29 protein-coding genes are annotated in these 26,549 nt (G+C 66.3%); 11 read left to right on the forward strand and 18 right to left on the reverse strand.

Annotation, left to right across the window (positions count from 1 at the left end; all coding sequences use genetic code 11):
• Positions 1-31: 31 nt before the first annotated feature.
• Positions 32-1,078 carry a dienelactone hydrolase family protein gene (locus tag ASD15_RS10920; RefSeq protein ID WP_082551755.1) on the forward strand — a complete coding sequence of 349 codons (1,047 nt, stop codon included), beginning with the start codon at positions 32-34 and terminating at the stop codon, positions 1,076-1,078.
• A gap of 141 nt (positions 1,079-1,219) precedes the next feature.
• Positions 1,220-2,248: an alpha/beta fold hydrolase gene (locus tag ASD15_RS10925; RefSeq protein WP_057154928.1), complete on the forward strand. Its 1,029-nt coding sequence runs from the start codon at positions 1,220-1,222 to the stop codon at positions 2,246-2,248.
• 28 nt (positions 2,249-2,276) lie between these two features.
• On the opposite strand, the gene ASD15_RS10930 is transcribed toward ASD15_RS10925, so the two are convergent.
• Entirely contained in the window at positions 2,277-3,998 is a 1,722-nt protein-coding gene (locus ASD15_RS10930) for a S41 family peptidase (RefSeq protein ID WP_057154880.1), read from the reverse strand.
• A gap of 277 nt (positions 3,999-4,275) precedes the next feature.
• Here ASD15_RS10930 and ASD15_RS10935 point away from each other — a divergent pair, with 277 nt between their 5' ends.
• The 4 genes from ASD15_RS10935 to ASD15_RS10950 are packed head-to-tail and all read left to right on the forward strand — an operon-like array spanning position 4,276 to position 6,980.
• Complete coding sequence (locus ASD15_RS10935) at positions 4,276-5,352, forward strand: alpha/beta fold hydrolase (protein ID WP_057154881.1); 1,077 nt, start codon at positions 4,276-4,278, stop codon at positions 5,350-5,352.
• Between the two features lie 46 nt (positions 5,353-5,398).
• The gene (locus tag ASD15_RS10940) at positions 5,399-6,070 is read left to right on the forward strand and encodes an SOS response-associated peptidase (protein ID WP_057154882.1); all 672 of its coding nucleotides are present in this window, start codon (positions 5,399-5,401) and stop codon (positions 6,068-6,070) included.
• An 8-nt stretch (positions 6,071-6,078) separates the two neighbouring features.
• The gene (locus ASD15_RS10945; protein WP_057154929.1) at positions 6,079-6,441 is read left to right on the forward strand and encodes a translation initiation factor Sui1; all 363 of its coding nucleotides are present in this window, start codon (positions 6,079-6,081) and stop codon (positions 6,439-6,441) included.
• Positions 6,438-6,980, forward strand: a complete 543-nt coding sequence (locus ASD15_RS10950; protein ID WP_057154883.1) for a DUF2867 domain-containing protein — start codon at positions 6,438-6,440, stop codon at positions 6,978-6,980. Before ASD15_RS10945 ends, ASD15_RS10950 begins: the two co-directional genes overlap by 4 nt.
• Before the next feature lie 207 nt (positions 6,981-7,187).
• Here the strand turns inward: ASD15_RS10950 and ASD15_RS10955 are convergent, their stop codons facing one another.
• The 4 genes from ASD15_RS10955 to ASD15_RS10970 all read right to left on the reverse strand — a co-directional run bounded on the left by ASD15_RS10955 (position 7,188) and on the right by ASD15_RS10970 (position 10,738).
• Complete coding sequence (locus tag ASD15_RS10955; RefSeq protein ID WP_157200895.1) at positions 7,188-7,994, reverse strand: ABC transporter substrate-binding protein; 807 nt, start codon at positions 7,992-7,994, stop codon at positions 7,188-7,190.
• A 27-nt stretch (positions 7,995-8,021) separates the two neighbouring features.
• On the reverse strand, positions 8,022-8,363 hold the full coding sequence (locus ASD15_RS10960; RefSeq protein WP_057154885.1) for a zinc ribbon domain-containing protein YjdM: 342 nt from the start codon (positions 8,361-8,363) through the stop codon (positions 8,022-8,024).
• Positions 8,364-8,456: 93 nt separating this feature from the next.
• Positions 8,457-9,119: a hypothetical protein gene (locus tag ASD15_RS10965; RefSeq protein ID WP_082551747.1), complete on the reverse strand. Its 663-nt coding sequence runs from the start codon at positions 9,117-9,119 to the stop codon at positions 8,457-8,459.
• Between the two features lie 68 nt (positions 9,120-9,187).
• Positions 9,188-10,738: a S10 family peptidase gene (locus ASD15_RS10970; protein ID WP_057154887.1), complete on the reverse strand. Its 1,551-nt coding sequence runs from the start codon at positions 10,736-10,738 to the stop codon at positions 9,188-9,190.
• Between the two features lie 215 nt (positions 10,739-10,953).
• On the opposite strand from ASD15_RS10970, the gene ASD15_RS10975 reads away from it, so the two are divergent.
• The 3 genes from ASD15_RS10975 (at position 10,954) to trxC (ending at position 12,461) form a co-directional block, all read left to right on the forward strand.
• Positions 10,954-11,589, forward strand: coding sequence for a phasin family protein (locus ASD15_RS10975; protein ID WP_057154888.1), 636 nt, complete (start codon positions 10,954-10,956; stop codon positions 11,587-11,589).
• Between the two features lie 90 nt (positions 11,590-11,679).
• On the forward strand, positions 11,680-11,928 hold the full coding sequence (locus ASD15_RS10980) for a hypothetical protein (RefSeq protein WP_057154889.1): 249 nt from the start codon (positions 11,680-11,682) through the stop codon (positions 11,926-11,928).
• A gap of 62 nt (positions 11,929-11,990) precedes the next feature.
• Complete coding sequence (gene trxC, locus ASD15_RS10985) at positions 11,991-12,461, forward strand: thioredoxin TrxC (RefSeq protein WP_057154890.1); 471 nt, start codon at positions 11,991-11,993, stop codon at positions 12,459-12,461.
• 14 nt (positions 12,462-12,475) lie between these two features.
• Here the strand turns inward: trxC and ASD15_RS10990 are convergent, their stop codons facing one another.
• Genes ASD15_RS10990 through dctP form a run of 10 tightly spaced genes read right to left on the reverse strand, consistent with a single transcriptional unit; the run spans position 12,476 to position 21,708 of the window.
• The gene (locus ASD15_RS10990) at positions 12,476-13,432 is read right to left on the reverse strand and encodes an ACP S-malonyltransferase (RefSeq protein WP_057154891.1); all 957 of its coding nucleotides are present in this window, start codon (positions 13,430-13,432) and stop codon (positions 12,476-12,478) included.
• Between the two features lie 7 nt (positions 13,433-13,439).
• Positions 13,440-14,369 carry a triphosphoribosyl-dephospho-CoA synthase MdcB gene (mdcB, locus tag ASD15_RS10995; protein WP_082551748.1) on the reverse strand — a complete coding sequence of 310 codons (930 nt, stop codon included), beginning with the start codon at positions 14,367-14,369 and terminating at the stop codon, positions 13,440-13,442.
• Positions 14,366-15,079: a malonate decarboxylase holo-[acyl-carrier-protein] synthase gene (gene mdcG / locus ASD15_RS11000; protein WP_057154892.1), complete on the reverse strand. Its 714-nt coding sequence runs from the start codon at positions 15,077-15,079 to the stop codon at positions 14,366-14,368. Before mdcG ends, mdcB begins: the two co-directional genes overlap by 4 nt.
• The gene (gene mdcE / locus ASD15_RS11005; RefSeq protein ID WP_057154893.1) at positions 15,063-15,803 is read right to left on the reverse strand and encodes a biotin-independent malonate decarboxylase subunit gamma; all 741 of its coding nucleotides are present in this window, start codon (positions 15,801-15,803) and stop codon (positions 15,063-15,065) included. The genes mdcG and mdcE overlap by 17 nt, the downstream gene beginning before the upstream one ends.
• The gene (locus ASD15_RS11010) at positions 15,803-16,744 is read right to left on the reverse strand and encodes a biotin-independent malonate decarboxylase subunit beta (RefSeq protein WP_229418148.1); all 942 of its coding nucleotides are present in this window, start codon (positions 16,742-16,744) and stop codon (positions 15,803-15,805) included. Before ASD15_RS11010 ends, mdcE begins: the two co-directional genes overlap by 1 nt.
• Positions 16,741-17,055: a malonate decarboxylase acyl carrier protein gene (mdcC, locus tag ASD15_RS11015; RefSeq protein ID WP_057154894.1), complete on the reverse strand. Its 315-nt coding sequence runs from the start codon at positions 17,053-17,055 to the stop codon at positions 16,741-16,743. Before mdcC ends, ASD15_RS11010 begins: the two co-directional genes overlap by 4 nt.
• 24 nt (positions 17,056-17,079) lie before the next feature.
• Positions 17,080-18,762: a malonate decarboxylase subunit alpha gene (mdcA, locus tag ASD15_RS11020; RefSeq protein ID WP_057154895.1), complete on the reverse strand. Its 1,683-nt coding sequence runs from the start codon at positions 18,760-18,762 to the stop codon at positions 17,080-17,082.
• A complete protein-coding gene (locus ASD15_RS11025; RefSeq protein ID WP_057154896.1) occupies positions 18,762-20,111 on the reverse strand; it encodes a TRAP transporter large permease in 1,350 nt (449 codons plus the stop codon). Before ASD15_RS11025 ends, mdcA begins: the two co-directional genes overlap by 1 nt.
• The gene (locus ASD15_RS11030) at positions 20,108-20,668 is read right to left on the reverse strand and encodes a TRAP transporter small permease (RefSeq protein ID WP_057154897.1); all 561 of its coding nucleotides are present in this window, start codon (positions 20,666-20,668) and stop codon (positions 20,108-20,110) included. Before ASD15_RS11030 ends, ASD15_RS11025 begins: the two co-directional genes overlap by 4 nt.
• Positions 20,665-21,708: a TRAP transporter substrate-binding protein DctP gene (dctP, locus tag ASD15_RS11035; RefSeq protein WP_057154898.1), complete on the reverse strand. Its 1,044-nt coding sequence runs from the start codon at positions 21,706-21,708 to the stop codon at positions 20,665-20,667. The genes ASD15_RS11030 and dctP overlap by 4 nt, the downstream gene beginning before the upstream one ends.
• A gap of 130 nt (positions 21,709-21,838) precedes the next feature.
• On the opposite strand from dctP, the gene ASD15_RS11040 reads away from it, so the two are divergent.
• Complete coding sequence (locus tag ASD15_RS11040; RefSeq protein ID WP_057154899.1) at positions 21,839-22,501, forward strand: GntR family transcriptional regulator; 663 nt, start codon at positions 21,839-21,841, stop codon at positions 22,499-22,501.
• 289 nt (positions 22,502-22,790) lie between these two features.
• On the opposite strand, the gene ASD15_RS11045 is transcribed toward ASD15_RS11040, so the two are convergent.
• Together ASD15_RS11045 and ASD15_RS11050 are read right to left on the reverse strand one after the other, a co-directional pair.
• Entirely contained in the window at positions 22,791-23,366 is a 576-nt protein-coding gene (locus ASD15_RS11045; RefSeq protein ID WP_057154900.1) for a hypothetical protein, read from the reverse strand.
• 21 nt (positions 23,367-23,387) lie between these two features.
• Positions 23,388-23,858, reverse strand: coding sequence for a GNAT family N-acetyltransferase (locus tag ASD15_RS11050; RefSeq protein ID WP_057154901.1), 471 nt, complete (start codon positions 23,856-23,858; stop codon positions 23,388-23,390).
• Positions 23,859-23,952: 94 nt separating this feature from the next.
• Here ASD15_RS11050 and ASD15_RS11055 point away from each other — a divergent pair, with 94 nt between their 5' ends.
• The gene (locus tag ASD15_RS11055; RefSeq protein WP_057154902.1) at positions 23,953-25,374 is read left to right on the forward strand and encodes a PLP-dependent aminotransferase family protein; all 1,422 of its coding nucleotides are present in this window, start codon (positions 23,953-23,955) and stop codon (positions 25,372-25,374) included.
• On the opposite strand, the gene moaA is transcribed toward ASD15_RS11055, so the two are convergent.
• On the reverse strand, positions 25,357-26,397 hold the full coding sequence (moaA, locus tag ASD15_RS11060; RefSeq protein WP_057154903.1) for a GTP 3',8-cyclase MoaA: 1,041 nt from the start codon (positions 26,395-26,397) through the stop codon (positions 25,357-25,359). The two genes, ASD15_RS11055 and moaA, sit on opposite strands and share 18 nt — an antisense overlap.
• Positions 26,398-26,549: the final 152 nt, after the last annotated feature.

Below are 26,549 nucleotides of genomic sequence, written 5' to 3' on the forward strand. Positions count from 1 at the left end.
CTTGCCGCCTTCGCAACTGAACGAGCAGGTCATGATGATACCGGCCGGGCCGGGACAGGGCGTGTCGCTGGAAACCACGGTGTTCAAGCCGGATGGCGACGGCCCGTTTCCGTTGTTGGTGATCAACCACGGCAAGGCGCCCGGCGACCCCAAAATGCAGCAGCGCGACCGTTTCGTGCACATGGCCAGCGCCTTTGTGCGGCGGGGCTATGCGGTCATGGTGCCGATGCGGACCGGCTTTGCCCATTCCACCGGGCGCTACATCGACCACGGCTGCGACATGACCGCCAACGGCTACACCCAGGCCAACGATGTGCGCGACGTGATCCGCCATGCGCGTGGCCTGGACTGGGTCGACGCGCAGCGCATCGTGGTGGCGGGCCAGTCTTACGGCGGCCTGGCGACCATGGCCCTGGCCACGCAGGGGATTCCCGGCGTGCGCGGCGTGATGAATTTCGCCGGCGGCCTGCGCGTGCACGGCGGCCCATGCGACTGGCAGGGCGCGCTGGTGCGCGCTTTCGGCGACTACGGCCGGCGCAGCAAGGTGGCCAGCCTGTGGATGTACGGCGCCAACGATTCCTACTTCGGCCCGGAACTGGTGGGCCGCATGCACCAGGCTTACACCCGGGCGGGCGGCAAGGCGCAGCTGGTGGCCTATGGCGACTTCAAACGCGACGCGCACACCATGCTGGCCAGCCGCGAAGGCGAGAAAGTGTGGCTGCCGGAAGCCGAACGCTTCCTGGCGCGCATCGGCATGCCGGTGCGGGAGAAGTTTGCTGTTGCGGCCGAGGCGCCGGTGCAAGCGCCCACCGAGTATGCCGCGCTGGACGACGTGGAAGCCATTCCCTACCTGGCGGGCAAGGGCCGCGCCGAATATAAGGCCTTCCTGCAGCGGCAGATGCCGCGCGCCTTCGCCGTCTCGCCCACCGGCGCGTGGGGCTGGGCCGAGGAGGGCGAAGACCCGCGCGGCAGCGCGCTGGCCGCTTGCCAGACCAAGAGCCCGCAGCCCTGCCAGCTCTATTCGGTGGACGGCTACGTTGTGTGGCGCGCCGTGGCCAGCACCGGGCGCACCGAATAGCGGGTTTGTATTTCAATGTATCCGGCGCGTACACCAATACAGGGCATTACACAATCGTCCAGATTCCCACACACGGCTGATACATAGGCGGATTATCATTTCTTCCATAGGTTGCTTACAACGAACAGGGGAGAAAAAATGATGGTCAACGAAGTCAATCAGCAACGCCGCCGCTTCTTTGGTACCGCCGCCGCAGCTCTGGCGGTTGCGCAATTTGGGCTGAGCGGCGGCGCCGCCGCGCAGGCGGCCGGTCCGCAGTCCGGCGTGGCGCCGTCCTTCGGCCAGCTCAGGCAGATCGACGCCGGCCTGCTCAACATCGGCTATGTGGAAGCCGGTCCCGCGCACGGCGCGCCGGTGCTGCTGCTGCACGGCTGGCCGTACGACATCCACGCTTTCGCTGAGGTGACGCCCATCCTGGCGGCGGCCGGCTACCGTGTCATCGTGCCCCACCTGCGCGGCCACGGCACCACGCGCTTCCTGTCCGCCGCCACCTTCCGCAACGCGCAGCAGTCGGCGGTGGCGCTCGACATCATCGCGCTGATGGACGCGCTGAAAATACCCAAGGCCGTCATCGGCGGCTTCGACTGGGGCGCGCGCACCGCCTGCATCATGGCCGCGCTGTGGCCGGAGCGTGTCAAGGCGCTGGTATCGGTGAGCGGCTACCTGGTGACCAATATCGACACCCGTGCCTTGCCGCTGCCGCCGAAAGCGGAGCATGACTGGTGGTACCAGTACTACCTGGCCACCGACCGCGGTGCGGCGGGCTACGCCAAGAACACGAGCGCGTTCGCCAAATACATCTGGGAGACCGCTTCACCCCAGTGGAAGTTCGACGCGGCCACGTTCGAGCGCAGCGCCGCGTCCCTGGTCAACCCCGACCATGTGGCCATCGTGCTGCACAACTACCGCTGGCGTCAAGGGGCGGCGCAGGGCGAGGCGCAGTACGACGAACTGGAGAAACGCCTGGCCGCCGCGCCGGCGATCCAGGTGCCGACCATCACCATGGAAGGCGACGCCAACGGCGCGCCGTTCCCGCCGCCTGCCGCCTACCGCAGCAAATTCACCGGCAGGTACGAGCACCGCCACCTGGCCGGCGGCATAGGCCACAACCTGCCGCAGGAAGCCCCGCGGGCCTTCGCGCAGGCCGTGCTGGACGCGGCGGCGTTCTGACGCCGCTGCGGCGCGGGCTGCAAGCGGCTCAGTTGCGGCGGATCTCAGCGATAGCCGCTTCCAGCACCTCGTCGCGGCCGGCCCGGATGCCTTGCACCGTGGGCAGTACCACGATATCCGGCACGATGCCCACCCGCTGCGTGGGGCGCTGGTCCGGATAGAACACCCCGATGCCGCTGATCATGGACCGCAGGCCTCCCGGCAGCGGGATGGCGGACACGTTGCCGTCCGCAGCGGCGGTGGTGCTGCCGATCACCTTGGCGCGCGGCGCCGAGCGGAAGGCCATGGTGGTGTATTCGGCCTGGCTCTGCGACACCTCGTCCACCAGCAGCATCACTTTCCCCTGGTAGTGCGGCGCCATCGGCCGCAGCGTCAGCGCCGGCCCCCAGCGGAAGGCGCCGGGATTGCTGGCGTCGCCGGCCGTGAAGCGCACAAACTCGGTTGGCTTGTCGACCAGGTGCTGGCCGAGTGAAAACACGACGAACTCGGAGGGATAGTTGCGGATGTCGATCACCAGCCCCTTGCTGGCGGCAGCCAGCTCCAGGTAGCGCGGAATGTCAGCCTTTTTGATGGATGACAGCTTGATGTAGGCGATGTCGTCCGCCAGCATCTGGAACGTGTCGCCATTGCGGTCGTGCGTGTTGGCGCGCGCCGTCCGCGTGATTGGCGTGCGCGTGGACGCAATTTCCTGCTCCTGGCTGGCCCGGCGTATGCGCAGCGCCACGTCGCCGCAGGCGCCATTGTGCATGCTCCTGGCCATGTCGCGCAGGCGGGTGGGCTCGTTGGATGCGGCGTAATAAGGCTTCCAGGCCTGCGTCAGCTTGGAGACCGGCGCCTGGTCCAGCGCTTCGATGACATCGCCCGCCAGCAGGCCGCTCGCCTTGCCGGCCGCTTCGTCGGCGTAGCCGGAGACCACGGCCTGGTTGCCGATGAAGCGCATCGTCACCGGCAGGGTGCATTTGCCGACGGGCGGGCGCACCTGGAGCGAACCCCACAGATTGGTGTGGGTGTCGTTGACGCGCGCGGTGACCGCCACCATTTCCAGTTCAAAGCCGGCGCGGTCCTTCGCCAGCGCCACCCTGGCGAGGGACTGCAGCAGGGCGTCGTCCCACCTCTCTCCGATCACGTCGCGGTATGGCGACCAGTACTCGACGATATTCCAGAAACGGAACAGGGCGAGCAGCTGGAATCCGGCATCCGGGAAGTTTACATCCTTGTAATACGGTTCGTGCTCGAAAACGGGATTGCCGACATTTTTTGCATGGCTGACGTAGAACTGCGCGCTGGCGGCGGGACGGTTGGCGTAGACCTTCTTCAGGCCGGCCTTGAGCTGATCGCCCAGCAGCGTGCCGTCGTCCAGCCATTCCAGCGACGGCTTCAGGTGGAGACCGGCCTGCGGCAGGCTGGCGCACGGATTGCAGTCGGCGATGTCCCCCAGATCCGCAAGCCAGCGCTGCAGCACCGCTTGCGCCGCTGGGCGGTCGGACGCGGCGACGATGGCCGGCGTGATGCGCAGCAGTTCGTAGTCCCAATGCCGCTGGCCCGTGGTAACGACGGGATGGTGGTATTTCAGGAAGCCCCATACCTTGCCGAGCAGGGCGAGGTTCTCCACCTGCACCGGTGTCAGGCTGCTCAGCGCAATGCGTGAGCCGTTGTCGAATTCGTGGTCGGTCTCGTAGGTGTATTTGGCGGCCGCCTGCGCCGAGCCCAGGCGCACGGCCAGGAGCAGCAGTATCAGTAAGGTACGCATGGATTCAAGTTCTTCGCAGACATTTCGCTCCTTTGTTGTCGCTGGTTTGTCGCCGGTGAGAGAAGCTCGACTATACGCGGAAAGCGGCCCCGGAAAATGCACGCATTGTCACACGATAGGCGCGCCTTGCCGGCCGCGTTTGTATTCCAGGGTATCCGCCGCAGGGATGGACACGCGGCAGTACAAATAGCCGTGGTTTCCTACACAAATGCGCTACACAAGCCCGCCATACTGAACTCCACTTCACCACGAAATACCGACCAAAGGAGAACACAGCATGGACCAAGGGATCAATCAACAGCGCCGCCGCTTCTTCGGCACCGCCGCCGCAGCCGTGGCAGCCACCCAGTTCGGCCTGGCCGGCAGCGCGTCCGCGCAGCCGCTGGCCGCAGCGGCCGGATCGGCCCCGAATGCGGGAACGGATGGCGCCGGCAGGCAGTTTTCGGCGGCGGCGCCTTCCTTCGGCACGCTCAAGCAGATCGACGCCGGCTTGCTGAATGTCGGCTATGTGGAAGTCGGGCCGGCCGGCGGCGCGCCGGTGATCCTGGTGCATGGCTGGCCGTACGACATCCACGCCTTCGCCGACGTGGCGCCCGCGCTGGCGGCCAAGGGCTACCGCGTCATCGTACCTTACTTGCGCGGCCATGGCACCACGCGCTTCCTTTCCGATGCCACGGTCCGGAATGGCCAGCAGGCAGCCATCTCCCTCGATATCCTCGCCTTGATGGACGCGCTGAAGATACCGAAAGCCATACTCGGCGGCTTCGACTGGGGCGCGCGCGCGGTTTGCGTCATCGCCGCGTTGTGGCCGGAACGGGTCAAGGGGCTGGTGTCGGTGAGCGGCTACTTGGTCATCAATATCAATAACGGCGCCACGCCGCTCAGGCCGAGCGCGGAGCATCAGTGGTGGTACCAGTACTACCTGGCCACGGAACGCGGCGTGGCTGGCTACACCAAATACACGCGCGACTTCGCCAAGTTCATCTGGCAGACCGCCTCGCCCAAGTGGAAGTTCGATGACGTCACGCTGGGCCGCAGCGCAGCGGCCTTCGCCAACCCCGACCACGTCGCGATCGTGGTGCACAACTACCGCTGGCGGCAAGGTGCTGCGCCTGGCGAAGCGCGGTACGACGAGCTGGAGCGCCGCCTGGCGGCCGGCCCGGCCATCACGGTGCCGGCCATCACCATGGAAGGCGAAGCGAACGGTGCGCCGTTCCCGCCGCCCGCCAGCTACCGCGCCAAGTTCACCGGCAAGTACGAACACCGCGACTTGGGCAACGGCGTCGGCCACAACTTGCCGCAGGAAGCGCCGCAAGCCTTTATCCAGGCGCTGCTGGACGTGGCGGCGATGTAAGACGCTGCGGATTACCTCCGGGCCGGGTTGCTGCTATCATTCCCGGATGTGCGGACGATTCGATCAAAACGACACCATGCAGCGCTACCTCAGCGCTTTCGGCTGGGCTGATGCTGTCTATCGCGGTGAAGTGGGCGCCACGCCCAATGCCGCGCCGGGCACCTATCGGCCCATCCTGCACATGCAGGACGGCGTGCCGCAGATAGACGACCTTTACTGGGGCTACCGCGCGGCCTGGGCGGCGCAGAAACTGCCGGTGTGCTACAACGCGCGGCTGGAGAAGGTCACGAATAACTACTGGGGCCGGCTGCTCAAGACCGGCCGTGCCCTGGTGCCTGCCAGCGGCTGGTACGAATGGACTGGCCCCAAGGGGCAGCGCCAGCCGTGGCACATCCACCGCAAGGACCGCGAACCGATCTACATGCTGGCGCTGGCCAACTTCGGCCCGTTCAAGGAGCACAAGGCCGAATCGGGCTTCGTGCTGATTACCGCCGACTCATCCGGCGGCATGGTGGACATCCATGACCGCCGCCCCGTATGCCTGAACGCCGCGGACGCGGCCACCTGGCTGGACCCGGACCTGAGCATGGAGCAGGCGGAAATGCTGGCCCGTTCGATGGCCCTGGGCCCGGAAGAATTCGAATGGTTCCGCGTCAGCGCAGACCTGAACCGTGCCGGCAACGAAGGCGATTACCTGGTCGTGCCGCTGGCCGATTGAAAAATATGATGAAAAACAGTTCCAGTGGTGGCCTGGTTTACTCCACCGAAACCGGCCGCATGTGCCCCGATTGCCGCCAGCCGGTGGCCGCCTGCACCTGCAAGGCGAGCGCGAAAGCGGCGCCCGCCGGCGACGGCGTGGTGCGCGTATCGCGCCAGACCAAGGGGCGCGGCGGCAAGTGCGTCACCGTGGTGAAGGGGCTGGCACTGGACGGCGAGGCGCTGGCCGCGTTGGGCAAGCAGTTGCGTAGCGCCTGCGGCTCGGGCGGCACCGTCAAGGACGGCGTGATCGAAGTGCAGGGCGACCATTGCGACGCGGTGCTGGCGGCGCTGGCCAGGCTGGGCCACCAGCCCAAGCGGGCGGGCGCATGAGCGGCGCTCCAGCGGCCCGTCCTCCCATTCTCGCCGTGCCGGTGCCGCGCGACAGCGAAATCGCGGCGCACCTGGCCGGCTCGGATTTCCACGACTGCTATCAGATGCCGATCGCGCCGACCGGGCGCACTGCGCTGGAGCTGTACCTGGAAGTGGTGGCGCGCACGCCCGGCTGGGTCAACCGCCTGATGGCGCTGCGCAACAGCGTGGTCGGGCTGTTCGGCCTGAAGAACCTCGGTCACTTGAACGGCGCCACCGCGCGGCGTCCGGCCAGCGAGTACAAGCTGGGCGACCGGGTCGGCATCTTTTCCATCCTCTACCTGAGCGACGACGAGGTGATCCTCGGCGACACGGACAAGCACCTGAAGGTGCGCGTCTCGGTGCGCAAGCTGGGCGTGCCGCGCAGCGCGATCGCGGTAGCGACGGTGGTGCACATCCATAACCTGCTGGGCCGCGTGTATATGCTGTTCGTGGCGCCGGTGCACAAGCGCATCGTGCCGGCCGTGCTGGCCCGCTACCGCGCCGGCGATGCGGGCTGACGACTCGGCGCCGCCGGTGCTGCCCGCGCGGCTGGTGGCGCTATTGCCCCGTACGGCCTGCACGACCTGTTCGGGCTGCGCGTGCGCCACAACCCGCTGCGGGCGATGCGGCCACTTACCGCGCGCCTTTGCCCGCCAGGCGCTTCATTGAACGCTGGCCGCTTCTTCAAGTCTCGCGCTAACGGATCAGGTGTGGTGCCATTCGGCTTAGTGCCGCTTGGCCGTCAGGCTGAACACGGCAGGCGGAATCACCTTCGACAGCGATTTCAGAATATGGTTGCCGACCTCCTCGCTGCCCAGCATCTCGATGAGCGCGGTCTGGTCGGCTACGGGCAAGGTGCGCCTGGAAACGTAGAATCCGGCGTCCTGCCACGGGATGTCGTCGAGGGCGCTGATGGTGAGCTGGCTGTCCAGGCCACTCAATCGCGGATCTTCAATAATCGTGTTGTAGGCGCTGCTGTACGGCAGGATGGTCACATCGGCGATGTTGGCCTGGATCCGCCGCATCAGGTCATTGAGGTCGTTGGCGTACTGGACCCGCGACGCCACGGCCGGTTCCAGCAGCTTGCGGTAGGCGGGGCCGTAATCGAAGCCGCGCACGACGGCGATACGCAAGCCGGTTTGCCGGAGCAGGGCGTCGACTGTCTGCACGGCGCTGTCCAGCGGCTTGATGCCGACCAGGACGGCGCGGTACTTGAAGACCGGGATGTACGTGCCGGCTATGTCGCGCTCGGGCGAACGGGTGGACAGTACGATCAGGTCGGCATCGGCGGCGCGGAACAGCATCTCCAGCCGGGCGCGGGGTACGACGGGAAAGACGAATTTGCAGCCATGCTTGTCACCCAGCTCGTCCAGCAGTTCGGGAACCACGCCCGCCGCCTTGCCGTGCTTGACGACCACCGCCATGCCGTGCGGCGCAACGGGAACGTTGATGGCGCGGGAACATGATGCCGCCGCCAAGCCCGGCAGCACGCAGCAGAGAGTTGCGAAGACGGTCAGCAGGCGTGCATTCATGTGTGTGTCCCGGCAGGAGTGTGCTAATCAGACTTTCTTGACGAACTCGGTCTTCAGGCTCATGTTGCCGAAGCCTTCGATCTTGCAGTCGATGTCGTGGTCGCTGTCCACCAGGCGGATGTTCTTGACCTTGGTGCCCATCTTGACCGTGCCGCCGCCGCCTTTCAGTTTCAGGTCCTTGATGACGGTGACGGTGTCGCCGTCCTGCAGGATGTTGCCGGCGGCGTCCTTGTAGATGCGCGGGCCGTCTTCCGCCTCCGCTGCGCCGCCTGGCTGCCACTCATGCGCGCATTCCGGGCAGACGCATTGCGTGCCGTCGTTGTAAGTCAGTTCGGAGCCGCATTGCGGGCAGGGTGGAAGTGCGCTCATGGTTATCCTTGTGATGCAGGCCGGGCCTGGAAAGGGCAGCAGTATAACAGGCCGCCCGCAGGCGGCCCCCGGCGGAGGCCGGCCCGATTGGCCTCAGGCTTTGGCCAGCGCGGCGCGCATCTGCTGTTCCAGCATCCCCAGGTTGCCCTGCACGCTGTCGATGGTGCTTTCCATCTGGCGCAGGCTGCGGTACAGCGCGTGCGGATCGACCGTGCCCAGTTCCAGGTCGGACAGGGTGTTGAGCATGTCCGGCCCGCTCAGCGTGAGCTGCGTGTCGCCGGTGACCGCGGTCAACGTGTCGCGCTGCTGCGCGTACAGGGCCGAGTAGCGCTGCAGCAGTTCCGCCGACATCCAGCTGGCCGCCTGGCTGGCCACCGCCACGTCCCATGCTTCGCGGCGCAGCGTCGGCGTTTGCAGGTTCAGGCCGTAACGCTTGCCGGCGTTCTGCGTGAAATGTTCGAGCAGTTCCTTTTCGGACGACTTGGCCTTGATGTCGGCGAGCAAACCCTTGCGCATCTGCATGATGTGCTCCATCTGCTTCTTGTTCGCCGCGCTGACCTTTTGCAGTTCGTCCAGGTTGATGCGCAGTTCGGCCTCGATCTTGCGTTCCGCATCGTGCGCGCGATGGCTGTGGTGCCAGCTTTGTGCGGCATGCTCGAGGGCCAGGGCGGTCAGGATGCTGACCACGATCATCGAATATTCACCCAGGAATTCCCTGGCGGTTTTCAGCCCAGCTTTTGGTACTTCAAAATGCATGAGATTGCCCAGTTAAATTAATTCAACTGAGCAATCTTACCAGAAAGGCATGGGAATTTGCTATCTTCCTAGTAGCGGGCGGGCTGATTCGCTGCGGGTGTGGTTTGTTTGATGAAATCGCGGATATCGTCGGTGGAGCGCACCAGGTCTGCCGAGCGCAGATACATCATGTGGCCGCTGCGGTAGCCTTCGAAGCGCAGCCTGTCCTTCATCTTGCCGCTGGGGTCCAGCTGCCACATGGTGTACTTCGCGTCGAAATAGGTGGTGGCGCCGTCGTAGTAGCCGGACTGCACCAGCACCTTCATGTAGGGGTTCATCGCCATCGCCTTGCGCAGGTTCTCGCCGGTGGTGTCGTTCTTGTTGTCCCATGGGTGCACGGAGCCGAACATATTGTATTTGATGTCGGTCTTGTACTGCAGCACGTCGCGCAGGTAGTGGTTGATGGCGGGCGTGAAGGAGTGCAGCCAGGAGCTCAGCTCGGCGTTGTAGTCCGGGCTGGCGCCGGCGTCGGACCTGTCGATGCCTTTGTAGCGCGAGTCCAGCCGGCCGACCGTGTAGCCCTTGTCGCGCAGCAGTTCCTTCCAGAAGAAATTGGCCGGGATCACCAGGTTGTGCTGCTGCACGGCCTTTTCCGCAATCCCGGAATAGCGTGCCACCCTGGCGGCGATCTGCGCCTTCCTGGTCTCCTCCAGGAAGCCGCCCTTGGCCAGCGCCGGGATCAGTTCATCGACCGTGAACGCTTCCACCTCGGGCAGCACGTCCTTCAGGTCGCGGCTTTGCAGGTCGGCCGGCAGCGCTTTCTGGTACCAGGCGGTGGCCGCGTAGTAGGGCAGGTTGAGCGCGTCGCCGACGATGCCGTCGCGCTTCAGGCCCAGCTCGGTGGGCGAGACCAGGATCACGCCGTTCAGGTACATCCAGTGCGCGCTCTGCAGCTCCAGCGACAGGCCGGCCACGCGCGCGGTGCCGTAGCTTTCGCCGATCAGGTACTTGGGCGAAGTCCAGCGGCCTTCGCGCGAGACGAAGGTGTTGAGCCACTCGGCGAGGTAGGAAATGTCGGCGTTCACGCCGAAGAAGGTGGCGCGGTCGGCCTTGCTGTCGAGGATGCGCGAAAAGCCGGTGTTGACCGGGTCCACGTACAGGATGTCGGCCACGTCCAGGATGGAGTGCGGGTTGTCGCGCACGCCGTAGGGTTGGACCGGGTAGCCCTCGTCGTCGATGTTGAGCATCTTGGGGCCGGTGTAGGCCACGTGCATCCACACCGAGGCCGAGCCGGGCCCGCCGTTAAACGACAGCACCAGCGGGCGTTTGGCCTTGTCGGCCACGTCGCTGCGCTGGTAGTAGGTGTAGAACAGCGAGGCGATCACCTTGCCATCCTTGTCCCAGACCGGCTGGGTGCCGGCGGTGACTTTGTACGGTACGGCCTTGCCTTTGATCGTGACCGTGGCGTTTTTGCTCACGGCGGACTCGGCTTTCAGCGCGCGCTCGAAGGGCTGCGCGGCCGGGGCGGCGGCGGGCTTGGGATCAGGCTTGGCATCGGGCTGTTGCTGGGCGTGGGCAGCGCCGAGCGCGAGCAGCAGGGCGGGAGCGAGACGGGGCAGGCTGCGGGTCAGTTGTTTCATTGGCAAGCTATCAAAATGGAGATAGCTGATGAGTATTCCACATCGGAAACGCTTTGGGGGCCGCATTTACAAACTCGCTACATGTGCAGTCAAGCGCGCACGTTTGATGCAGATCATGGGACCGGACCCGCGCTCACGTAGCCTAGTGGATTCGCGCAGCCGCTTTGCCGGTGCCGCGTCCCTTTACACAACTAAACTTTTTGCAGAGGTAACCCATGTTTTCTTTCAATCAGTCTGTCACCCCGGCCGCCAAACACCACATGGAAGCGCAGATGTCGCTGCTGAATGACATGTCCAGATCGCTGTTCCGCACCGTGCAGCAGTATAGCGACCTGAACATCCAGCTGGCGCAGACCATCATCGAGGAAGTGTCGCTGACCAGCCAGGATCTGCTCACCACCAACCGGCCGGTGGATGCCGTCAATGTCACGCTGTCGCATGCGCAGCCCACCGCCGACAAGCTGCGCGCCTACCAGCAGCACCTGTCGCGCATTGCCGCCAACACGCACGTGGACCTGGCCAAGGTGGCCGAGGAACACGTCAGCGAAACCAGCCGTACCGCCAAGGAACTGGCCGAGGAAGTCACGCGCATGGCCACCGAAGAAACGGAAAAAACCGTGCGCAACCAGCAGGACGCCATGCGCCGCATGGCCGCCACCTTTGACCAGTTCGCCGACGGCCAGCGCATGGACATGAACGGCCACCGGGAAGACCGCCAGCAGGGCAACGGCCACGAGCGCCAGCAAGCCGAAGGCCAGGGCGCGGAGAACCGCGTGGCCGGCTCGCCTGTGCACCAGACCAGCCAGCAGCAGGCTGCCGGCAAGCAGCCGACCGGCCGTAAAGAGAGCTGATGTCGCCGGCGCGGCTGGACGCCAGCCGCGCTCCGCCGCGCGCCACACCCGGCTAGACTGTGCCATCGACTGAGCAGGGAGGCGGACGTCATGGCGGAGTGGCTGGAATGGATGGAATGGCCGGCAATGGCCGCGTCGCTGCTGGCGGCGTGGCTGGTGGCGTCGAAGTCGGCGCGGCGGCGCATGGCGGGTTTTTGGGTCTTTCTAATGAGTAATGCGCTGTGGATCGGATGGGGCTGGCAGGACGAGGCTTGGGCACTGATCGTGCTGAACACCTGTCTGGCGGCGATGAACGTACGCGGCATCGTCAAGAACGAGGATGCCGCCGATTCAAGCTGAGCTGCGCTCACGATTTCGTCATTTCTGCTACATTGGCGCCATACGCATTGAGGATGGCAGCCATGGATACCGCAACCGACAACACAGCAACACGCACCGACTCGCTACATATCGTTTGCCCGCACTGCGATGCGGTCAACCGTGTTCCCGCCACGCGGCTGGGACAGGAGCCTACCTGCGGCAAATGCCGGAAAGACCTCTTTACCGGCAAGCCGGTGGATTTGGCGAGCGCGCGCTTCCTCAAGCAGGTCGAGCGCAGCGAACTGCCGGTGCTGGTGGATTTCTGGGCGCCGTGGTGCGGCCCGTGCCGCTCGATGGCGCCGGCGTACGAACAGGCCGCGCAGCGGCTCGAACCGGACTTCCGCGTGGTCAAGGTCAACACCGAAGAAGCGCAGGACCTGGCGGCGCGCTACGCGATCCGCAGCATCCCCACGCTGGCGCTGTTCAAGGGCGGGCGCGAAGTGGCGCGCCAGCCGGGCGCCATGGACGCCAACAATATTGTGGCGTGGGCGCAGCAGAATAACCGGCGCTAAGCGCGGGCGGCTGCTTAGCCGCAGTGCCTGCTTAGCCAGCCGCGAATGCCGTCCAGGCTGCGGAAGTCCGCCACCGAGCGGCAGGCGATGCCGGGATGGCGCGCCTGCATCATGCGCGCCAGCGCTGCGCCGGGCCCCAGCTCCAGCGCCACCGTGACGCCTGCCTCGGTGCAGGCGTCCATGCACTCGTCCCACACCACCGGTTCGCCCAGCTGCCGCGACAAGTGCTCGACGGCCTGGCCGCGGCTTTCCAGCCGTGCCGCGCTGATGCCGGACAGCACCGGTGTCTCTGCCGCATGCAGATGCGACGCGCGCAGCGCCGCCGCGAACGGCGCCACGGCGCCCGCCATGAATGGTGTGTGGGAGGCGATTTCAACCGGCAACGGGGTCACGTGCGCACCGGCGGCAGCCAGCCGCGACACCGCCTGCGCCTGGCCGCTGGCTGGACCGCCGATGATGCAGCTGTCCCCGCCGGTGACGATGGCCGTGTGAAACCCGCACGGCGCCGCCAGCATGCCGCTGCGCGGCGGCGGCAATCCGGACACGGCCAGCAGGGCTTGTCCGGGCCGCTCCGCCAGGCAGCGGTCCATCAGTACCGCGCGCGCCTGCGCCAGCTCGACCGCTTCCAGCGGCGCCACGGCGCCCGCCACGCTCCACGCCGCCAGCTCGCCCACGCTGTAGCCGGCCACCAGCGCGGGCGGCGGTGCGTGCGCGCGCAGCGCCTCCCACATCGCCAGTGTGGCCGCCACGATCAGCGGCTGCGCCGTCCGGTTGGCAAACAGCGCACCCGCGTCCACGGCGACAGCGTCAAACCCCGCAGCGGCCATCCCGTAGGGCGGCTTGGCGTGCGCATCGCGCGCACGTAGCTCGCCAAGCAGCGCCGCCCCTGCCGGGTCCGAGCTTGCCAGATCGAACATCCCCATATGCTGCCCGCCCTGGCCCGGACACAAAATCAGCAGTTTCGCGCTCATGGTCCGCTCATGGCCAGGGATGGGTGGAAAACGCCTGCACCAGGCAGCACGCCGCCAGCAGGTCGGCCGCGCCGCCGGGCGAAAGTCTTTGGCGCACGAACAGGCGGTGGGTATCCAGCGCGCAGCCGTGCCAGTCCGGATGCGCGGTGCCGCCCATGGCCAGGAAACGCCGCGCCTCGTCCCGCACCATCTGCGCGCCTTGCCTGCCGCCGCGATGCAGCACGTTGGTATCGCTGACATGCGCCATCAGCGCGAACAGCGCATCGACGCGCGCGTGATGCATGCTGCCGCTGCGCGCCAGCGTCGTGCGCAGCGCGGGCAGGCCAAGCAGGAACACCGACGGCAGGCCCAGCGCCGCTTCCTCGCGTGCGCCGCTTGCGGCATGCAGTTGCGCCGCGCGCTGGCCATGCGAGCCGTCAGGGGGGGCCAGCGTATGCGCCGCCAGCGCCTCGCCCCAGCCTGCCAGCAAGGCCGCGCGCAGCGATGCGGCGTCTGCCGCCGGGGCAGACCCTGGCCGGCTGCCGGCCGCCAGCCGGCCCAGCGCCGCACACAGCATGCCGAGGCCGAAGATCGCGCCGCGGTGCGTGTTCACGCCGCCGGTTGCCGCCATCATGCGCCGCTCGGCCGCAATGCCCAGCTGTTTCAGGCGCGCGAATGGGGCGTCCTCCATGCCGGCGCGGCAGATGGCTGCAAAATAGTGCCGCAGCGAGAACAGGCTGCGCATGAATGTCAGCGCGGTCATGTCGGTATGGCTGCCGTTGTCGACCAGGGAGACCAGGCCGGGCTTGGGATACAGCGCCAGTTCGGCGTACAGCGCGCGCAGCGCCAGCCGCGCGGCTTGCTGGCTCACCGCGCTCGCACGGGCGTTGCCGAGGCCGTGGCGCGACGCCACACCCGGCTTTGGTGATGCGCATGGCAGCGGTGCGGTCCGGGTCATGCCGGCCTCAGGGTGGCGAGCAGCGCTTCAGGGTCGGCGAGCTGGACGCCGCCGATTTCCTTGACCAGCACGCGCGCCTTGGCCGCGCCGGCGGCGTTCCATTCTTTCCACGAGACGGCCTGCCCGGATGGGAACATGATTTCGCCGTCCAGCGGCAGGCCGTGTCCGGCGCCGGCCAGCAGCGCCAAGCCGGCGCGCAGTTGCTGCTGGCTCACGGGGCGGAACAGGATGTCGATGTCGGAGCCTGCGCCCAGGCAGGGCAGGCCGGTCAGCGCTTGCCAGGCCAGGGAGCCGAACACGCGCAGATCGAGTCCGGTGGAGAGGCGCTGCAGTTCGGTGTAGCCGGGCCGCCAGTGCGCGGGCAGCGCAGGGCGTGCGGCCTTCAGTGTCAACGGGGAGCTGGTGCGCTCGACATGCGCCAGCACCGCGCGCAGGCCGATGCGTTGCTTGAGTCCGTCCGCGTCCGGCGGCAGGGCGATGCCGAGGCAGACTTCCTGCTGGACGGGGGCCATCGTTGGGCCGCCGCTTGCCACGTTGCCGGCGCTGCCTGCATTCATGCCGGGGCCGGCGTCCGGCTCGCATCTGCGCACCACCGCCGGCCATTCTTCGCGCTGCCAGTAGCTGAACACGGCTTCCCGCGCGGGATCGGCGGCCAGTGCGGCCTGCCAGCCGGCGCGGGTCAGCCAGACCAGGTCATGCCGCTTGAACATGGCGACCACCGAGGATGGCTTGGATGACGGGGTGCGCCAGTTTGCGTCCGCCGCGCTGGTAGCCCAGCGCTGCGCGGGCGTCGGTAGCCGGTGCGTCGCGCAGCGCCTGGGCGAGGCGGGTGGCGAGGACGCCGGCGTCGCCGTCCCAGATCGATTGCAGCCCGCCCATGCGCAGGTAGTTTTCAGGCCCGGGCGCGAACACGGGATTGCTGCGCGCCAGTTCGGTCAGCACTTCTTCCGGCACCTTGGTGATGCGCGCCATCGCCGGCAGTCCCATCACGCGGATGGTGGCGGCCGGCAGGGCGTGGCAGCTGTCGGCCATCAGGCCGCTGGTGATGAAACCGCCCGACAGAGCCTGGTCGTAGACCAGCGCCACGATCTTGTGCCCGCGCCGCCGCGCCAGGTCCACGCATTTGCCGAGGTGCGCCATGTAGCTGTTGATGCCCAACATTTCGTCGCGGTGGCGCAGGCGCTGGCCTTGCGTGTCCACCAGCATGACGATGGCGCGGCCGGGATGCCCGCGCACCGTCGCCAGCACGGCCTTCGCCTGCGCCAGCGCAATCTCAATACCAATGGGCGCATGCCCGGTGGTGCCGATGACGGCCACGGTTTGCCCGCCGTCCGTCTCGCCGCCCGCCTGTGCCGTGCCGGACAGGAACTGGTCTTGCTCGGTGATGTCATGACCCTGCGGGAAAAGGGCGCTTGCCAGTGTTTGCCAGTGCATTATTGGCCTCCTGCGCGGCGGCTTGCCGCAGCTTCGATGAATGGGGCGATCTCCAGCATGGCGATGTTGGCCGGGTCGGGCATGCCCAGCTCGCGCCAGATGTCGGTTGGGTCGTGCAGGCCGCCGAAGCGCGCGAGGCGGTCGGTGAGCATGGCTTGCTCTTGCTCCAGGGCTTCCAGCGTCAGCGCGACCGACGCCGATTGTCCGGCTTGGCCGGGCGGCTGGCTCAGCGCGGCAATGGCGGCAATGGCCGCCTGCCGGAAGGCGGCCATCTCGTCCGGCACGATGGCCTGGCAGTCGCCTGTGAGATAGCGGTGCTTGCCGCCGGTGGTGCGCCACACCAGGGCGCGGTCGCGCGAGTCGAATTCTTCCACGCCGTTGGCGGTTTCGATCACTTCCGGGCCGGACATGGACAGCCGGGCTTCTTCGGACATGACCACGGCGTTGGTACAGCGCGCCACAATGCCCATGCCGCCGAAGGCGCCGTTGGCTCCGCCTACCAGCGCGATGACCGGGATGCCGGCCGCGCGCACGTCCAGCACGGCGCGCATAACTTCGGCCACGGCGATCAGGCCGGCATTGGCTTCGTGCAGCCGCACGCCGCCGGACTCGATCAGCAGCACCACGGCGCGCGGCCGTTCTTCGAGCGCGCGGCGCAGCAGGCCGGTAAGCTTGGCGCCATGCACTTCGCCCACCGCGCCACCCATGAAGCCGCCTTCCTGGGCTGCCACGAATACAGGTGTGCCGTCCAGGCGCGCACGGCCCACGGCCACGCCGTCGTCGAACGCCACCGGGGCGTTGAGCTGGCCCAGGTGCGGGCTGACGATCCGTTCGGCCGGCCCGATGAATTCTTCAAAGCTGTCCGGGTCCAGCAACTGGCGCAGGCGCTCGCGCGCGTTGGCTTCCTGGTAGCTGTGGTGCTTGCTCATGGCGCGGTTCATGGTGCCGCTCCCAGCATGGTTTGCACCGCCTGGTCCAGCCGCAGGCTGACCACGGCCGGCGTGGCGCCCACGTCGTTGATGGCGATGCGCACGTCGGCCAGCGGCCAGCGCAGGTGGAAGTCGCGCATGACGGCCTCCCAGATCTGCCCGAAGCCGACCGCGGCGGTCTTGATTTCGATGGTGCAGGCGCCGTTCAGCGCTGCCGGTTCGATCAGCACTTCCAGGTTGCCCGAGCCGACCACGCCCACCACTTGCGGCGAAGGCGGCAGCGTGCGGCTGCCGTTCTCGAAGCGATACGTTAACGTTTCCATTGCGTTTCCATTGGGTTTCCTTGATTACCAGTTCCTGAAACGCTGCGGCGGGTCGTACAGCCCGCCCGATGCGCGCACCAGGTCTTTCATGTTGCGTGCGGCCAGCAGGTCGCGCGTGGCGAGCCGCTGGTCGACGCCGATGTCTTCCGGCCGCTGGATCACGCCGCGATCGCGCAGGTTTTCCACCATGCGGCGGTCGCGGCCCAGGCCCATCGGCGTATAGCCCGCCACGCCGCGTATGGCCTGCTCGCGTTCCTCGTCGCTGCGGCACAGCAGCAGGTTGGCGATGCCTTCCTCGGTGAGGATGTGGGTCACGTCGTCGCCGTAGATCATTACCGGCGGAATTGCCATGCCGGCCTGTTCGGCCAGTTCCCAGGCATCCAGCCGTTCCACGAAGGCCGGGTGCATATGCTCGCGGAAGGTTTCCACCATCTGCACCACCAGCTTCTGCCCGCGCGGAATCATGTTGCGGCCTTCGCGCGCCTGCTGGCCGGCCTTCAGCCACGCGGGGCTGGCGTGGCGCCGTCCGCGCGCATCGGCACCCATGTTGGAGGCGCCGCCGAAGCCGGCGATGCGGCCCAGCGTGGCGGTGGACGAGTTGCCCTGCAGGTCGATCTGCAGGGTGGAGCCGATGAACATGTCGCATGCATAGTGCCCTGCGGCCTGGCACAGCGCACGGTTGCTGCGCATGGAGCCGTCCGCACCCACGGCGAACACGTCAGGCCGGGCGCGGATGTAGTCTTCCATGCCCAGTTCGGAGCCGAAGGAGTGCACCGATTCCACGAAGCCCGCTTCGATCGCCGGTATCAGCGCCGGGTGCGGGTTGAGCGCCCAGTGCCGGCCTATTTTCCCCTTCAGGCCCAGCGATTCGGCGTATGTCGGCAGCAGCAGCTCGATGGCCGCCGTGTCGAAGCCGATGCCGTGATTCAGGCGCTGCACGCCGTATTCCGCATAGATGCCTTTGATGGCCATCATCGCCATCAGCACCTGGATCTCGGAAATCAGCGCCGGGTCGCGCGTAAACAGCGGCTCGATGTAGTAGGGACGCGGCGACTGCACCACGAAGTCCACCCAGTCGCCGGGGATGTCCACGCGCGGCAGCGTGTCCATGATGCGGTTCACCTGCACGATGACGATGCCGTTCTTGAATGCGGTCGCTTCGACGATGGTGGGTGTGTCTTCCGTGTTGGGGCCGGTGTACAGGTTGCCATGCCGGTCCGCCGCTTCGGCCGCCACCATGGAGACGCGCGGCGGCAGGTCCACGAAGTAGCGGCTGAACAGCTCCAGGTAGGTGTGGATGGCGCCGATATTCAGCTTGCCGGCCGAGAGCAGCTTGGCCACGCGCCCGGCCTGCTGGCCGGAGAAGGAAAAGTCCAGCTGCGAAGCCACGCCGCGCTCGAACACGTCCAGGTGCTCGGGCAGGGTCAGCACGGACTGCAGCATGTGCAGCCCGTTTACGCGCGCCGGGTCCAGCCTGGCCAGCGCCTGCGCCAGGAAGTCGGCCTGCTTCTGGTTGTTGCCTTCGATGCAGACCCGGTCGCCGCATTCCAGCACCGCGTGCAGCAGGTCGGCAATGCGGGCGGCGGGCAGGCTCTTGCCGTCCAGGTCCGCGCCCAGGGCCGTGCCGGCCCGCTGCAGGCGCTGCGCGCGGTTGCGCTGCAAAGTGTTCCAGGCCCGCGTTTCCGCGTTGGCCGCCGGCGCATTCATCATTTCGCTCCCATCATCATGTCAGGCAGTCCGGTCGCGATGCCGGGGAAGAGACATAATAAAACAACCGCTACGAACATGAGCACGACGAAAGGCGCCACGCCCCAGATCACGTCCCTCAGCGGTATGTCGGGCGCGATGTTTTTGATAACGAAGATGTTCAGCCCGACCGGCGGGTGGATCAGGCCCATTTCCATCACCACCGTCATCACCACGCCGAACCAGATCAGGTCGAATCCGGCCGCTTTCAGCGGCGGCAGGATGATGGGCGCGGTCATCAGGATGATGGACACCGGCGGCAGGAAGAAGCCCAGCACCACCACCATCAGCAGGATCACCGTCAGCAGCAGCCATTTGGACAGCTGCATGCCCACCACCCAGCTGGCGGCCGACTGGCTGATGTGCAGATAGCTCATCACGTAGGAATAAAACAGCGACATGCCGATGATCATCAGCAGCATGGTCGATTCCTTGATGGTGGAGGTGAGGATGGGCGCCAGGTCCTTCGGCCGCCACACGCGGTAGACGATGGCGATCAGCACCATGGCCAGCAGCGCGCCCAGGCCGGCCGTTTCGGACGGTGTGGCAAAGCCGCCGTACAGGGCCACCATCACGCCGATCAGCAGCACCAGGAAGGGCAGCACGCGCGGCAGCATTTCCACCTTGTCCGCCAGGGTGAAATGCTCATCGTGCAGGCTGGCCGCTTTCACGCCGCCTTTTTCGTAGATGTCCAGCGCAATGCGGTATTCCTTGCGGGCGCGATATACCGCGTAGCCGGCGAACAGCAGCACCAGCAGCACGCCCGGGCCGATGCCAGCCAGGAACAGGCGGCCCAGCGACTGTTCGGCCGCCACCGCGTACAGGATCATGGTGATGGACGGCGGCAACAGGATGCCCAGCGTGCCGCCGGCGGCGATGATGCCGGCCGCGAAGCCGGGCGAGTAGCCGCGCTTGCGCATTTCCGGGATGCCGGCCGAGCCGATGGCCGAGCAGGTGGCCGGCGAGGAGCCGGCCATGGCGGCGAACAGCGCACAGGCGAACACGTTGGCGATACCGAGGCCGCCCGGCACCTTGTGCAGCCAGGCGTGGATGGCTGCATACAGGTCGCGCCCCGCTGGCGACTTGCCGATGGCCGCGCCCTTCATGATGAACAGGGGAATCGACAGCAGCGTGATGGACGCCATTTCCTCGTACACGTTCTGCGTCACCGTGTCGAGCGAGGAGGGCGGCATGAAGAAGTACATGAAGCCGGTGGCCACCACGCCCAGCGCGAAAGCGATGGGCATGCCGGAAAACATGACGACCAGCGTGACGGCGCCGTACAGGGCGCCCAGGGTAAGCTCGCTCATGCTGCGTTCTCCAGAGGTTTGTCGCTGAGGCGGGCGGCCGTTTGCAGCAGCAGTTGCAGCGCCAGCAGCGTCATGCCGAGGGCCATCATGCCGTAGGGGATCCACAGCGGCGGGGCGAAGGTGGAGGTGGTGGTCTGGCCCTCGACGAAGGCTTCATGCCACAGCGTCCAGGACTTCCACGAGAAGAAGGCGCAAAACAGCGTGGAAAGCAGGTCGACCATGAACAGCCGCGCCGCGTTGACGCGCGGCGGCAGCAGTTCGGCCAGCGCCTCGATGCCGATGTGGCCGCGGTAGGACTGGACATAGGCCGCGCAGAAGAAGGTGGCGCCCACCAGCATGAAGACCGAGGCTTCGTCCTGCCAGTCGGTCGGCGCGTGGAAGAAGTAGCGCGATATCACCGAGTAGGTCAGTATCAGCGCCGTCAACACCAGCGCGCACATCGATAGCGTCAGCAGGGCCTTGTTCAGGCGGTTCAGCACCCCGGAAGCGCTGGCCAGGGCAGCATTGTCCGGCACTGCGGGCCCGGGAGCGGCCTTGAGTTCGAAGCCGTGGCTCATAGCGTTTTCTCGGCGAGTTTGAGCAGCTTGGCGCAGTTCTCGTTCTTCTCGCTGTAGTCCTTCCACGCGGTGGTGCGCGCGATGGCCTGCCAGCGCTTGACGGTCGCCGCGTTCAGGTCTACCACCTTGGCGCCGGCTTTCTGGTAGACGGCCGCCACCTGGGTGTCGTCTTCCTGTGCGGCTTTCAGCGCGAACGCTTCCATGTCGGCGCCAACGGCCAGGATGGTGGCCTGCTGCTCTTTCGGCAGCTTGTCGAATACGGCGCGCGACATCATCAGCGGCTCGAACATGAACCAGTAGGCGTTGCCGCGCCCTGAGGTCAGGGCCTTGGACACTTCTTCCAGGCGGAAGGAGATCAGCGAGGTGGACGATGTGAGGGCGGCGTCCATCGCACCGGTCTGCATGGCGGCGTAGATTTCATTGGACGGCAGCGACACCACGGCGGCGCCGGCGGCCTTCAGGATCAAGTCCATTTCGCGTGAGCCGCCGCGTATCTTCATGCCTTTCGCGTCCTCCGGTTCCACCACCGGCTTGGTGCGCGAGGCCACGCCGCCGGCCTGCCAGATCCAGCTCACCACCACGATGCCCTTGTCGTACAGGATGCGGGTCAGTTCCTTGCCCACTTCCGCGTTTTTCCAGCTGTAGCCCTGCTGGTAGGACGTGACCAGGCCGGGCATCAGGCCGATATTCACCTCCGGCACCTCGCCGCCGGCATAGGACAGCGGCACCAGCGACAGGTCCAGCGCGCCCTTGCGCATGGCGGAGAACTGGGCGTTGGTCTTCATCAGGGAGGAGCCGGGATAGATGGCGAATTTCAACGCGCCCTTGGAGCGCTTTTCCACTTCGGCTGCGAACATGCGGGTCAGGCGGTCGCGGAAGTCTCCTTCGGCCACGGTGCCGCCCGGAAACTGGTGGGAGATTTTCAGCGTGGTGGCTTGCGCCCAGGCGCTGGATATCGACAACGGGCTGCCTGCGAGGGCGCCCAGGGCGCCCAGTTTGCCGAGCTTGCCCAGTGCCGCTCTGCGGTTCATTACAGTCATACGTCCTCCAAGGGGTGAATGAAATATGCAACTTCCGTTTTTGTGTATACAAGAATATATTGGCTGCATACATTGTCAAGTTAAAAATCGCTTCTATAATGAAGACCTACATACAAGAAAACTATCCGCCATGACGAACCGATCCACGCAACTGCGCGAAGACATAGAGGAAATGATAGCCGTGGGCACCTTGACGCCCGGGCAGCACCTGGATGAGACGGAACTGGCCGCGCGTTTCGACGTGTCGCGCACGCCCATCCGGGAGGCACTGATCCAGCTGGCGTCCATGGGCGTGGTGGTGATCCGGCCACGGCGCGGCGCCATCGTGGCCGAACTGGGGCCGCAGCAACTGGTGGAGATGTTCGAGGTGATGTCCGAGCTGGAGGCGACCTGCGGCCGGCTGGCCGCGCGGCGCATGACGCTGGCCGAGCAGCAGGCGCTGCTGGCGGCGCACCAGGCGTGCAAGGAAGCGCTGGACGCGCAGCAGCCGGATGACTACTACTACAAGAACGAGGCCTTCCACGAAGCCATCTACGCTGGCAGCCACAACCAGTTCCTGATCGAGCAGGCGCGCAGCCTGTACCGGCGCCTGCGGCCCTACCGGCGCTTGCAGCTCAGGGTGCGCAACCGGCTGTCCAATTCATACGCCGAGCACGACGGCGTGGTGCAGGCCATCCTCGGCGGCGACGGCGAAAAAGCCGCCGAACTGCTGCGCGAGCACGTGATGATCCAGGGGCAGCGTTTCTCGGACCTGATGGCGTCGCTGCCGCAGTTGGGCAAACAGGCTGCCTAGCAGGCATTTCCAATTTCAATGTTGAGTAAGCTATTTCGAATGTCGAAACACCTCGAACGAACCAGTAATTTCTCAGTTTAGTGCTCCGTCACGATCCGGCGGCGACAGGCTTGGAGCTGGATGGCAAAGGCTGGGCCAGCCTGGACCAGCTCGTGTCCCGGGACTTGAAGCTGGGTGCGCAAGCGCCGCCGGCGCGGCTGTTCCACGGGACCGCAACCGTTCATTACATCGATTCGGTTTGGGCTCTGGCCCGGCGAGCTGAACGCGCATCGGCACCGTCAAGCGCTTCCTATTGCTTGCGGCGGGTATCGATGGCGATCCAGTTGGTTTCCCAGTGTTGTCCACCGTCCGCCGAATACGCCTGTTCGAAGCGCCATTGGCCGGCGCCCGCCGGCACCATGAGGAACCTGACCGGCACCACGCGCCCGTGCACCGTGTCCTGGCCGTAGAAGCTGCCTTGGCCATCCTTGAAGGAGCCGTGCATGGGCTCGGTCATCAAGCCGTTGGCCAGGTTCGCGAAATGCAGGGTCCACTGGCCGCTCGCCGGCTGGTACAGGCGCAGCGACACGCCAGTGATCCGGCCGGCGCTGCCGCGCACATCGAGCTCGACCAGGTTGGCCCGTCCGTCCATGACCTGCTTGACGACCGAGGTGCCGGCGTACTCCAGCCACTCGGTCTTGCCGCTCAGCGGTTCGCGCAGGCGCTTCAGGCGCGTATCCCAGGTGCCAATCTCCCAGTCGAAATCACGCTGGCCGTGGTGCGGCGCGGCAGGCGTTTGGGGGGGCGGAGAGTCCGATCGGGCCGCGCTCGGCTGCGGGGCCGCCACGACTGCGGACATCAGCATCGCAAGGCACAGTGATTTCATGACAGGGTCCTTTCTGATAAATCAGCGCTTCACCGTCAAAATGGTGCGACAGCAGGCCATCTGGTAGTAAGCGATATCGACTCCGTGGTATTGCCTGCTGGTTTCCGAGGCGACGGCGAAGCCGAATTTCTCGTAGAAGCCTACTGCGGGAATGTTGGATTTGGCGACGTTCAGTGACAGCGGCCCGGTTTGCCTTGCCATCACGGCCGCCAGCAGCGCCTGTCCCGCGCCGCGCCCGCGCGCATCCGAGTGGACGAACAGGGCGCGCAATTGACCCGGCACGCTGGCGGCGAAGCCGACGATGCCGCAGCCGTCCTCGCACACCAGCACGCTGGACTGCCTGAACGCGGCCAAAATAGCTGGATCTGCCGCAAGCGGCGTCAGCGTGAAAGGCTGCGCTTCAAACTGTAGCTCATCGAGCTTCGCATTGGCGTACACCGCAGCTACTGCCTCGAAGTCCCGCTCATCGTAGTCGCGTACACGCATGGTCATCGCTCGTTGCTCGCCTGTGACGCGAGTATATCGAAGATGTGGCGCCGTGCAAATGATAGCAATACCGTCATGCCGCTGCGCTATACTGCGCAGCATGAATCTCTACCAAACCCTTGCCGCCGACATCGAAGGCCAGGTCGCGCGCGGCGTGCTGCTGGAAGGGGAGAAGCTGCCGTCGGTGCGCCAGACCAGCCAGCACCGCAGCCTGAGCATCAGCACGGTGCTGCGCGCGTACTCCCAGCTGGAGAGCAGGGGCATCATTGAAAGCCGTCCGCAGTCGGGCTACTTCGTGCGCGCCAGGCAGGCCGGGGCGCCGCGCGCTGCGCCGCCGGCGCCCAGCGAGCCGCTGGTGCTGTCGTCCGAAGTGGATGTGAGCCGTCTGGTGCTGTCCACGCTGCGCACCATCCGCAAGGAGGGGGCGGTGCCGCTCGGCTCGCCGTACCCGGACCCGGCGCCGTTCCCCTGGCCGCGCATCAGCCAATACGCCAACGCGCTGGCGCGCCGCGCCCAGCACTGGAGCGTGATGGACGATCTGCCTCCCGGGAATCCGGAGCTGATCCGCCAGATCGCGCGCCGCCACCTGGAGAACGGGCTGGCGGTCGACCCGTCCGAAATCATCATCACCATGGGCGCCACGGAGGCGATCAACCTGTGCCTGCAGGCCGTGGCCAAGCCGGGCGACACGGTGGCGGTGGAATCGCCCACCTTCTACGCGATGCTGCACGCGATCGAGCGCATGGGCATGCGGGCGCTGGAGGTGCCGACCGATCCGCGCGAGGGCATCAGCATCGAGGCGCTGCGCGCCATCCTGTCGCAGCAGCGCGTGGCAGCCTGCATGGTGATGCCGAACTTCCAGAATCCACTGGGTTTCCAGATGCCGGACGCGCGCAAGCGCGAGCTGGTGCAACTGCTGGCCAGCCACGATATCCCGGTCATCGAGAACGATGTCTACAACGAGCTGTATTACGGCGAGAGCCACCCGACATCGCTGAAGTCCTACGACAAGCAGGGCCTGGTGCTGCACTGCTCGTCGTTCTCCAAGAGCCTGACGGCGAACTACCGCATCGGCTGGGCGCTGCCGGGACGCTACACGGCGCAGGTGGAGAAGCTCAAGTTCCTCAACACGCTCACCACGCCCACGCTGCCGCAAATGGCCATCGCCGACTACCTGCAGCACGACGGCTACGACCGCCACCTGCGCAAGGTGCGCAAGGGTTACGAGCAGCGCGCGCGCATGATGGCGGCCGCTGTGCTGCGCTTCTTCCCGGCCGGCACGCGCGTGTCCGAACCGCAGGGCGGCTATGTGCTGTGGGTGGAGATGCCGCCGTCGGTGGACGCGATGAAGCTGTACGCGCTGGCGCTGGAGCGCAAGATCACCGTCGGGCCGGGACATATGTTCTCGGCGCGCGGCAGCTACCCGAACTTCATCCGCCTGAACTACAGCTATCCGTGGACCAGGGAGATCGAGGATGCACTGCGCATGCTGGGGCGCCTGGCGTCAGCCGCCCACCAGTGACATGCGCACCACCTTGTGCGCGTGCGCGCGGCCGCCGGACGGGCCGCGCAATTCAGAATAACGGTCGGTGCGCGCCTGCCACAGCGCGCGTATGCGTTCCTCCAGCTGTGCTTCCCGCCCGTCGTCCAGCCAGGGGCGCAGGTCCGCACCTTCCTGCGAGAACAGGCACAGGTACAGTTTTCCGTCCGCCGCCACGCGGGCGCGTACGCATTCGCCGCAGAAGGGATGCGACATGCTGGCGATGAAGCCAAGGCTGCCCGAGCCATCCGCATGGTGCCAGATGTCGGCCGTGTCGTGGCCGCGCGCGGCGCCGTCCTGCACCAGCGGGTAGTGCTGCTGGACGATGGCGCGCATGGCGTCGGCACTCAGCACCTGGCCGGCGTTCCAGCGGCTGGCGCCGCCCACGTCCATGTATTCGATAAAGCGCAGCTGCACGCCGCTGTCGCGGAAGTGGTGCACCAGCGGCAGGATCTGGCTGTCGTTTACGCCGCGTTCTATCACGGTGTTGACCTTGACCGGCGCCAGTCCCGCGCGCTGCGCCGCCGCGATGCCTTCCAGTACCCGCGCCACCGGGAAGTTCACGCCATTCATGCGGCCCGCCAGCGCATCGTCCAGGCTGTCCAGGCTCACCGTAATGCGGCGCAGGCCGGCGTCTTTCAGCGACTGCGCACGCGCCGCCAGCAGCGAGCCGTTGGTGGTGAGCGCGATGTCCAGCGGGCGGCCTGCCAGCGTGCGCATGGCAGCCAGCGTTTCTATCAGGCGCGGCAAGTCCTTGCGCAGCAACGGTTCGCCGCCGGTGAGACGAATTTTTTCCACGCCCAGCTGCACGAAGCTGCGCGCCAACCGCGCCAGCTGGCCGAAAGACAGCCGCTCGGAGGACGTCATGAAGGCGTAGTCCGGTCCGTAGCTTTCCTTGGGCATGCAGTAGGGGCAGCGGAAATTGCATTGGTCGATGACGGACAGGCGCAGGTCTTTCAGCGGTCGGCCGCGGGTGTCTCGCAGTTCGGTCGGGGACGGGTTCATGCGGTCAGCATAGCGCCGGGCCGGCGGCGCGGAGCAGCACAGTTGGCCCGCAGGCGCAGGGGTACAGTGCGGCCGTTGTGATAAAGCGAGAGTTTTTTCCGAGAAGAAATATGTACACTGCGGCAGATCGACCATAACGCAATTGCAGGAGT

The organism is Massilia sp. Root351, assembly GCF_001425045.1.
Classification (GTDB): domain Bacteria; phylum Pseudomonadota; class Gammaproteobacteria; order Burkholderiales; family Burkholderiaceae_D; genus Rugamonas.

Coding starts and splice junctions, on each gene's coding strand:
- ASD15_RS10920 (WP_082551755.1), top strand. CDS start 32: ATGATGATACCGGCCGGGCCGGGACAGGGCGTGTCGCTGGAAACCACG.
- ASD15_RS10925 (WP_057154928.1), top strand. CDS start 1,220: ATGGTCAACGAAGTCAATCAGCAACGCCGCCGCTTCTTTGGTACCGCC.
- ASD15_RS10930 (WP_057154880.1), bottom strand. CDS start 3,998: ATGCGTACCTTACTGATACTGCTGCTCCTGGCCGTGCGCCTGGGCTCG.
- ASD15_RS10935 (WP_057154881.1), top strand. CDS start 4,276: ATGGACCAAGGGATCAATCAACAGCGCCGCCGCTTCTTCGGCACCGCC.
- ASD15_RS10940 (WP_057154882.1), top strand. CDS start 5,399: ATGTGCGGACGATTCGATCAAAACGACACCATGCAGCGCTACCTCAGC.
- ASD15_RS10945 (WP_057154929.1), top strand. CDS start 6,079: ATGAAAAACAGTTCCAGTGGTGGCCTGGTTTACTCCACCGAAACCGGC.
- ASD15_RS10950 (WP_057154883.1), top strand. CDS start 6,438: ATGAGCGGCGCTCCAGCGGCCCGTCCTCCCATTCTCGCCGTGCCGGTG.
- ASD15_RS10955 (WP_157200895.1), bottom strand. CDS start 7,994: ATGAATGCACGCCTGCTGACCGTCTTCGCAACTCTCTGCTGCGTGCTG.
- ASD15_RS10960 (WP_057154885.1), bottom strand. CDS start 8,363: ATGAGCGCACTTCCACCCTGCCCGCAATGCGGCTCCGAACTGACTTAC.
- ASD15_RS10965 (WP_082551747.1), bottom strand. CDS start 9,119: ATGCATTTTGAAGTACCAAAAGCTGGGCTGAAAACCGCCAGGGAATTC.
- ASD15_RS10970 (WP_057154887.1), bottom strand. CDS start 10,738: ATGAAACAACTGACCCGCAGCCTGCCCCGTCTCGCTCCCGCCCTGCTG.
- ASD15_RS10975 (WP_057154888.1), top strand. CDS start 10,954: ATGTTTTCTTTCAATCAGTCTGTCACCCCGGCCGCCAAACACCACATG.
- ASD15_RS10980 (WP_057154889.1), top strand. CDS start 11,680: ATGGCGGAGTGGCTGGAATGGATGGAATGGCCGGCAATGGCCGCGTCG.
- trxC (WP_057154890.1), top strand. CDS start 11,991: ATGGATACCGCAACCGACAACACAGCAACACGCACCGACTCGCTACAT.
- ASD15_RS10990 (WP_057154891.1), bottom strand. CDS start 13,432: ATGAGCGCGAAACTGCTGATTTTGTGTCCGGGCCAGGGCGGGCAGCAT.
- mdcB (WP_082551748.1), bottom strand. CDS start 14,369: ATGACCCGGACCGCACCGCTGCCATGCGCATCACCAAAGCCGGGTGTG.
- mdcG (WP_057154892.1), bottom strand. CDS start 15,079: ATGTTCAAGCGGCATGACCTGGTCTGGCTGACCCGCGCCGGCTGGCAG.
- mdcE (WP_057154893.1), bottom strand. CDS start 15,803: ATGCACTGGCAAACACTGGCAAGCGCCCTTTTCCCGCAGGGTCATGAC.
- ASD15_RS11010 (WP_229418148.1), bottom strand. CDS start 16,744: ATGAACCGCGCCATGAGCAAGCACCACAGCTACCAGGAAGCCAACGCG.
- mdcC (WP_057154894.1), bottom strand. CDS start 17,055: ATGGAAACGTTAACGTATCGCTTCGAGAACGGCAGCCGCACGCTGCCG.
- mdcA (WP_057154895.1), bottom strand. CDS start 18,762: ATGAATGCGCCGGCGGCCAACGCGGAAACGCGGGCCTGGAACACTTTG.
- ASD15_RS11025 (WP_057154896.1), bottom strand. CDS start 20,111: ATGAGCGAGCTTACCCTGGGCGCCCTGTACGGCGCCGTCACGCTGGTC.
- ASD15_RS11030 (WP_057154897.1), bottom strand. CDS start 20,668: ATGAGCCACGGCTTCGAACTCAAGGCCGCTCCCGGGCCCGCAGTGCCG.
- dctP (WP_057154898.1), bottom strand. CDS start 21,708: ATGACTGTAATGAACCGCAGAGCGGCACTGGGCAAGCTCGGCAAACTG.
- ASD15_RS11040 (WP_057154899.1), top strand. CDS start 21,839: ATGACGAACCGATCCACGCAACTGCGCGAAGACATAGAGGAAATGATA.
- ASD15_RS11045 (WP_057154900.1), bottom strand. CDS start 23,366: ATGAAATCACTGTGCCTTGCGATGCTGATGTCCGCAGTCGTGGCGGCC.
- ASD15_RS11050 (WP_057154901.1), bottom strand. CDS start 23,858: ATGACCATGCGTGTACGCGACTACGATGAGCGGGACTTCGAGGCAGTA.
- ASD15_RS11055 (WP_057154902.1), top strand. CDS start 23,953: ATGAATCTCTACCAAACCCTTGCCGCCGACATCGAAGGCCAGGTCGCG.
- moaA (WP_057154903.1), bottom strand. CDS start 26,397: ATGAACCCGTCCCCGACCGAACTGCGAGACACCCGCGGCCGACCGCTG.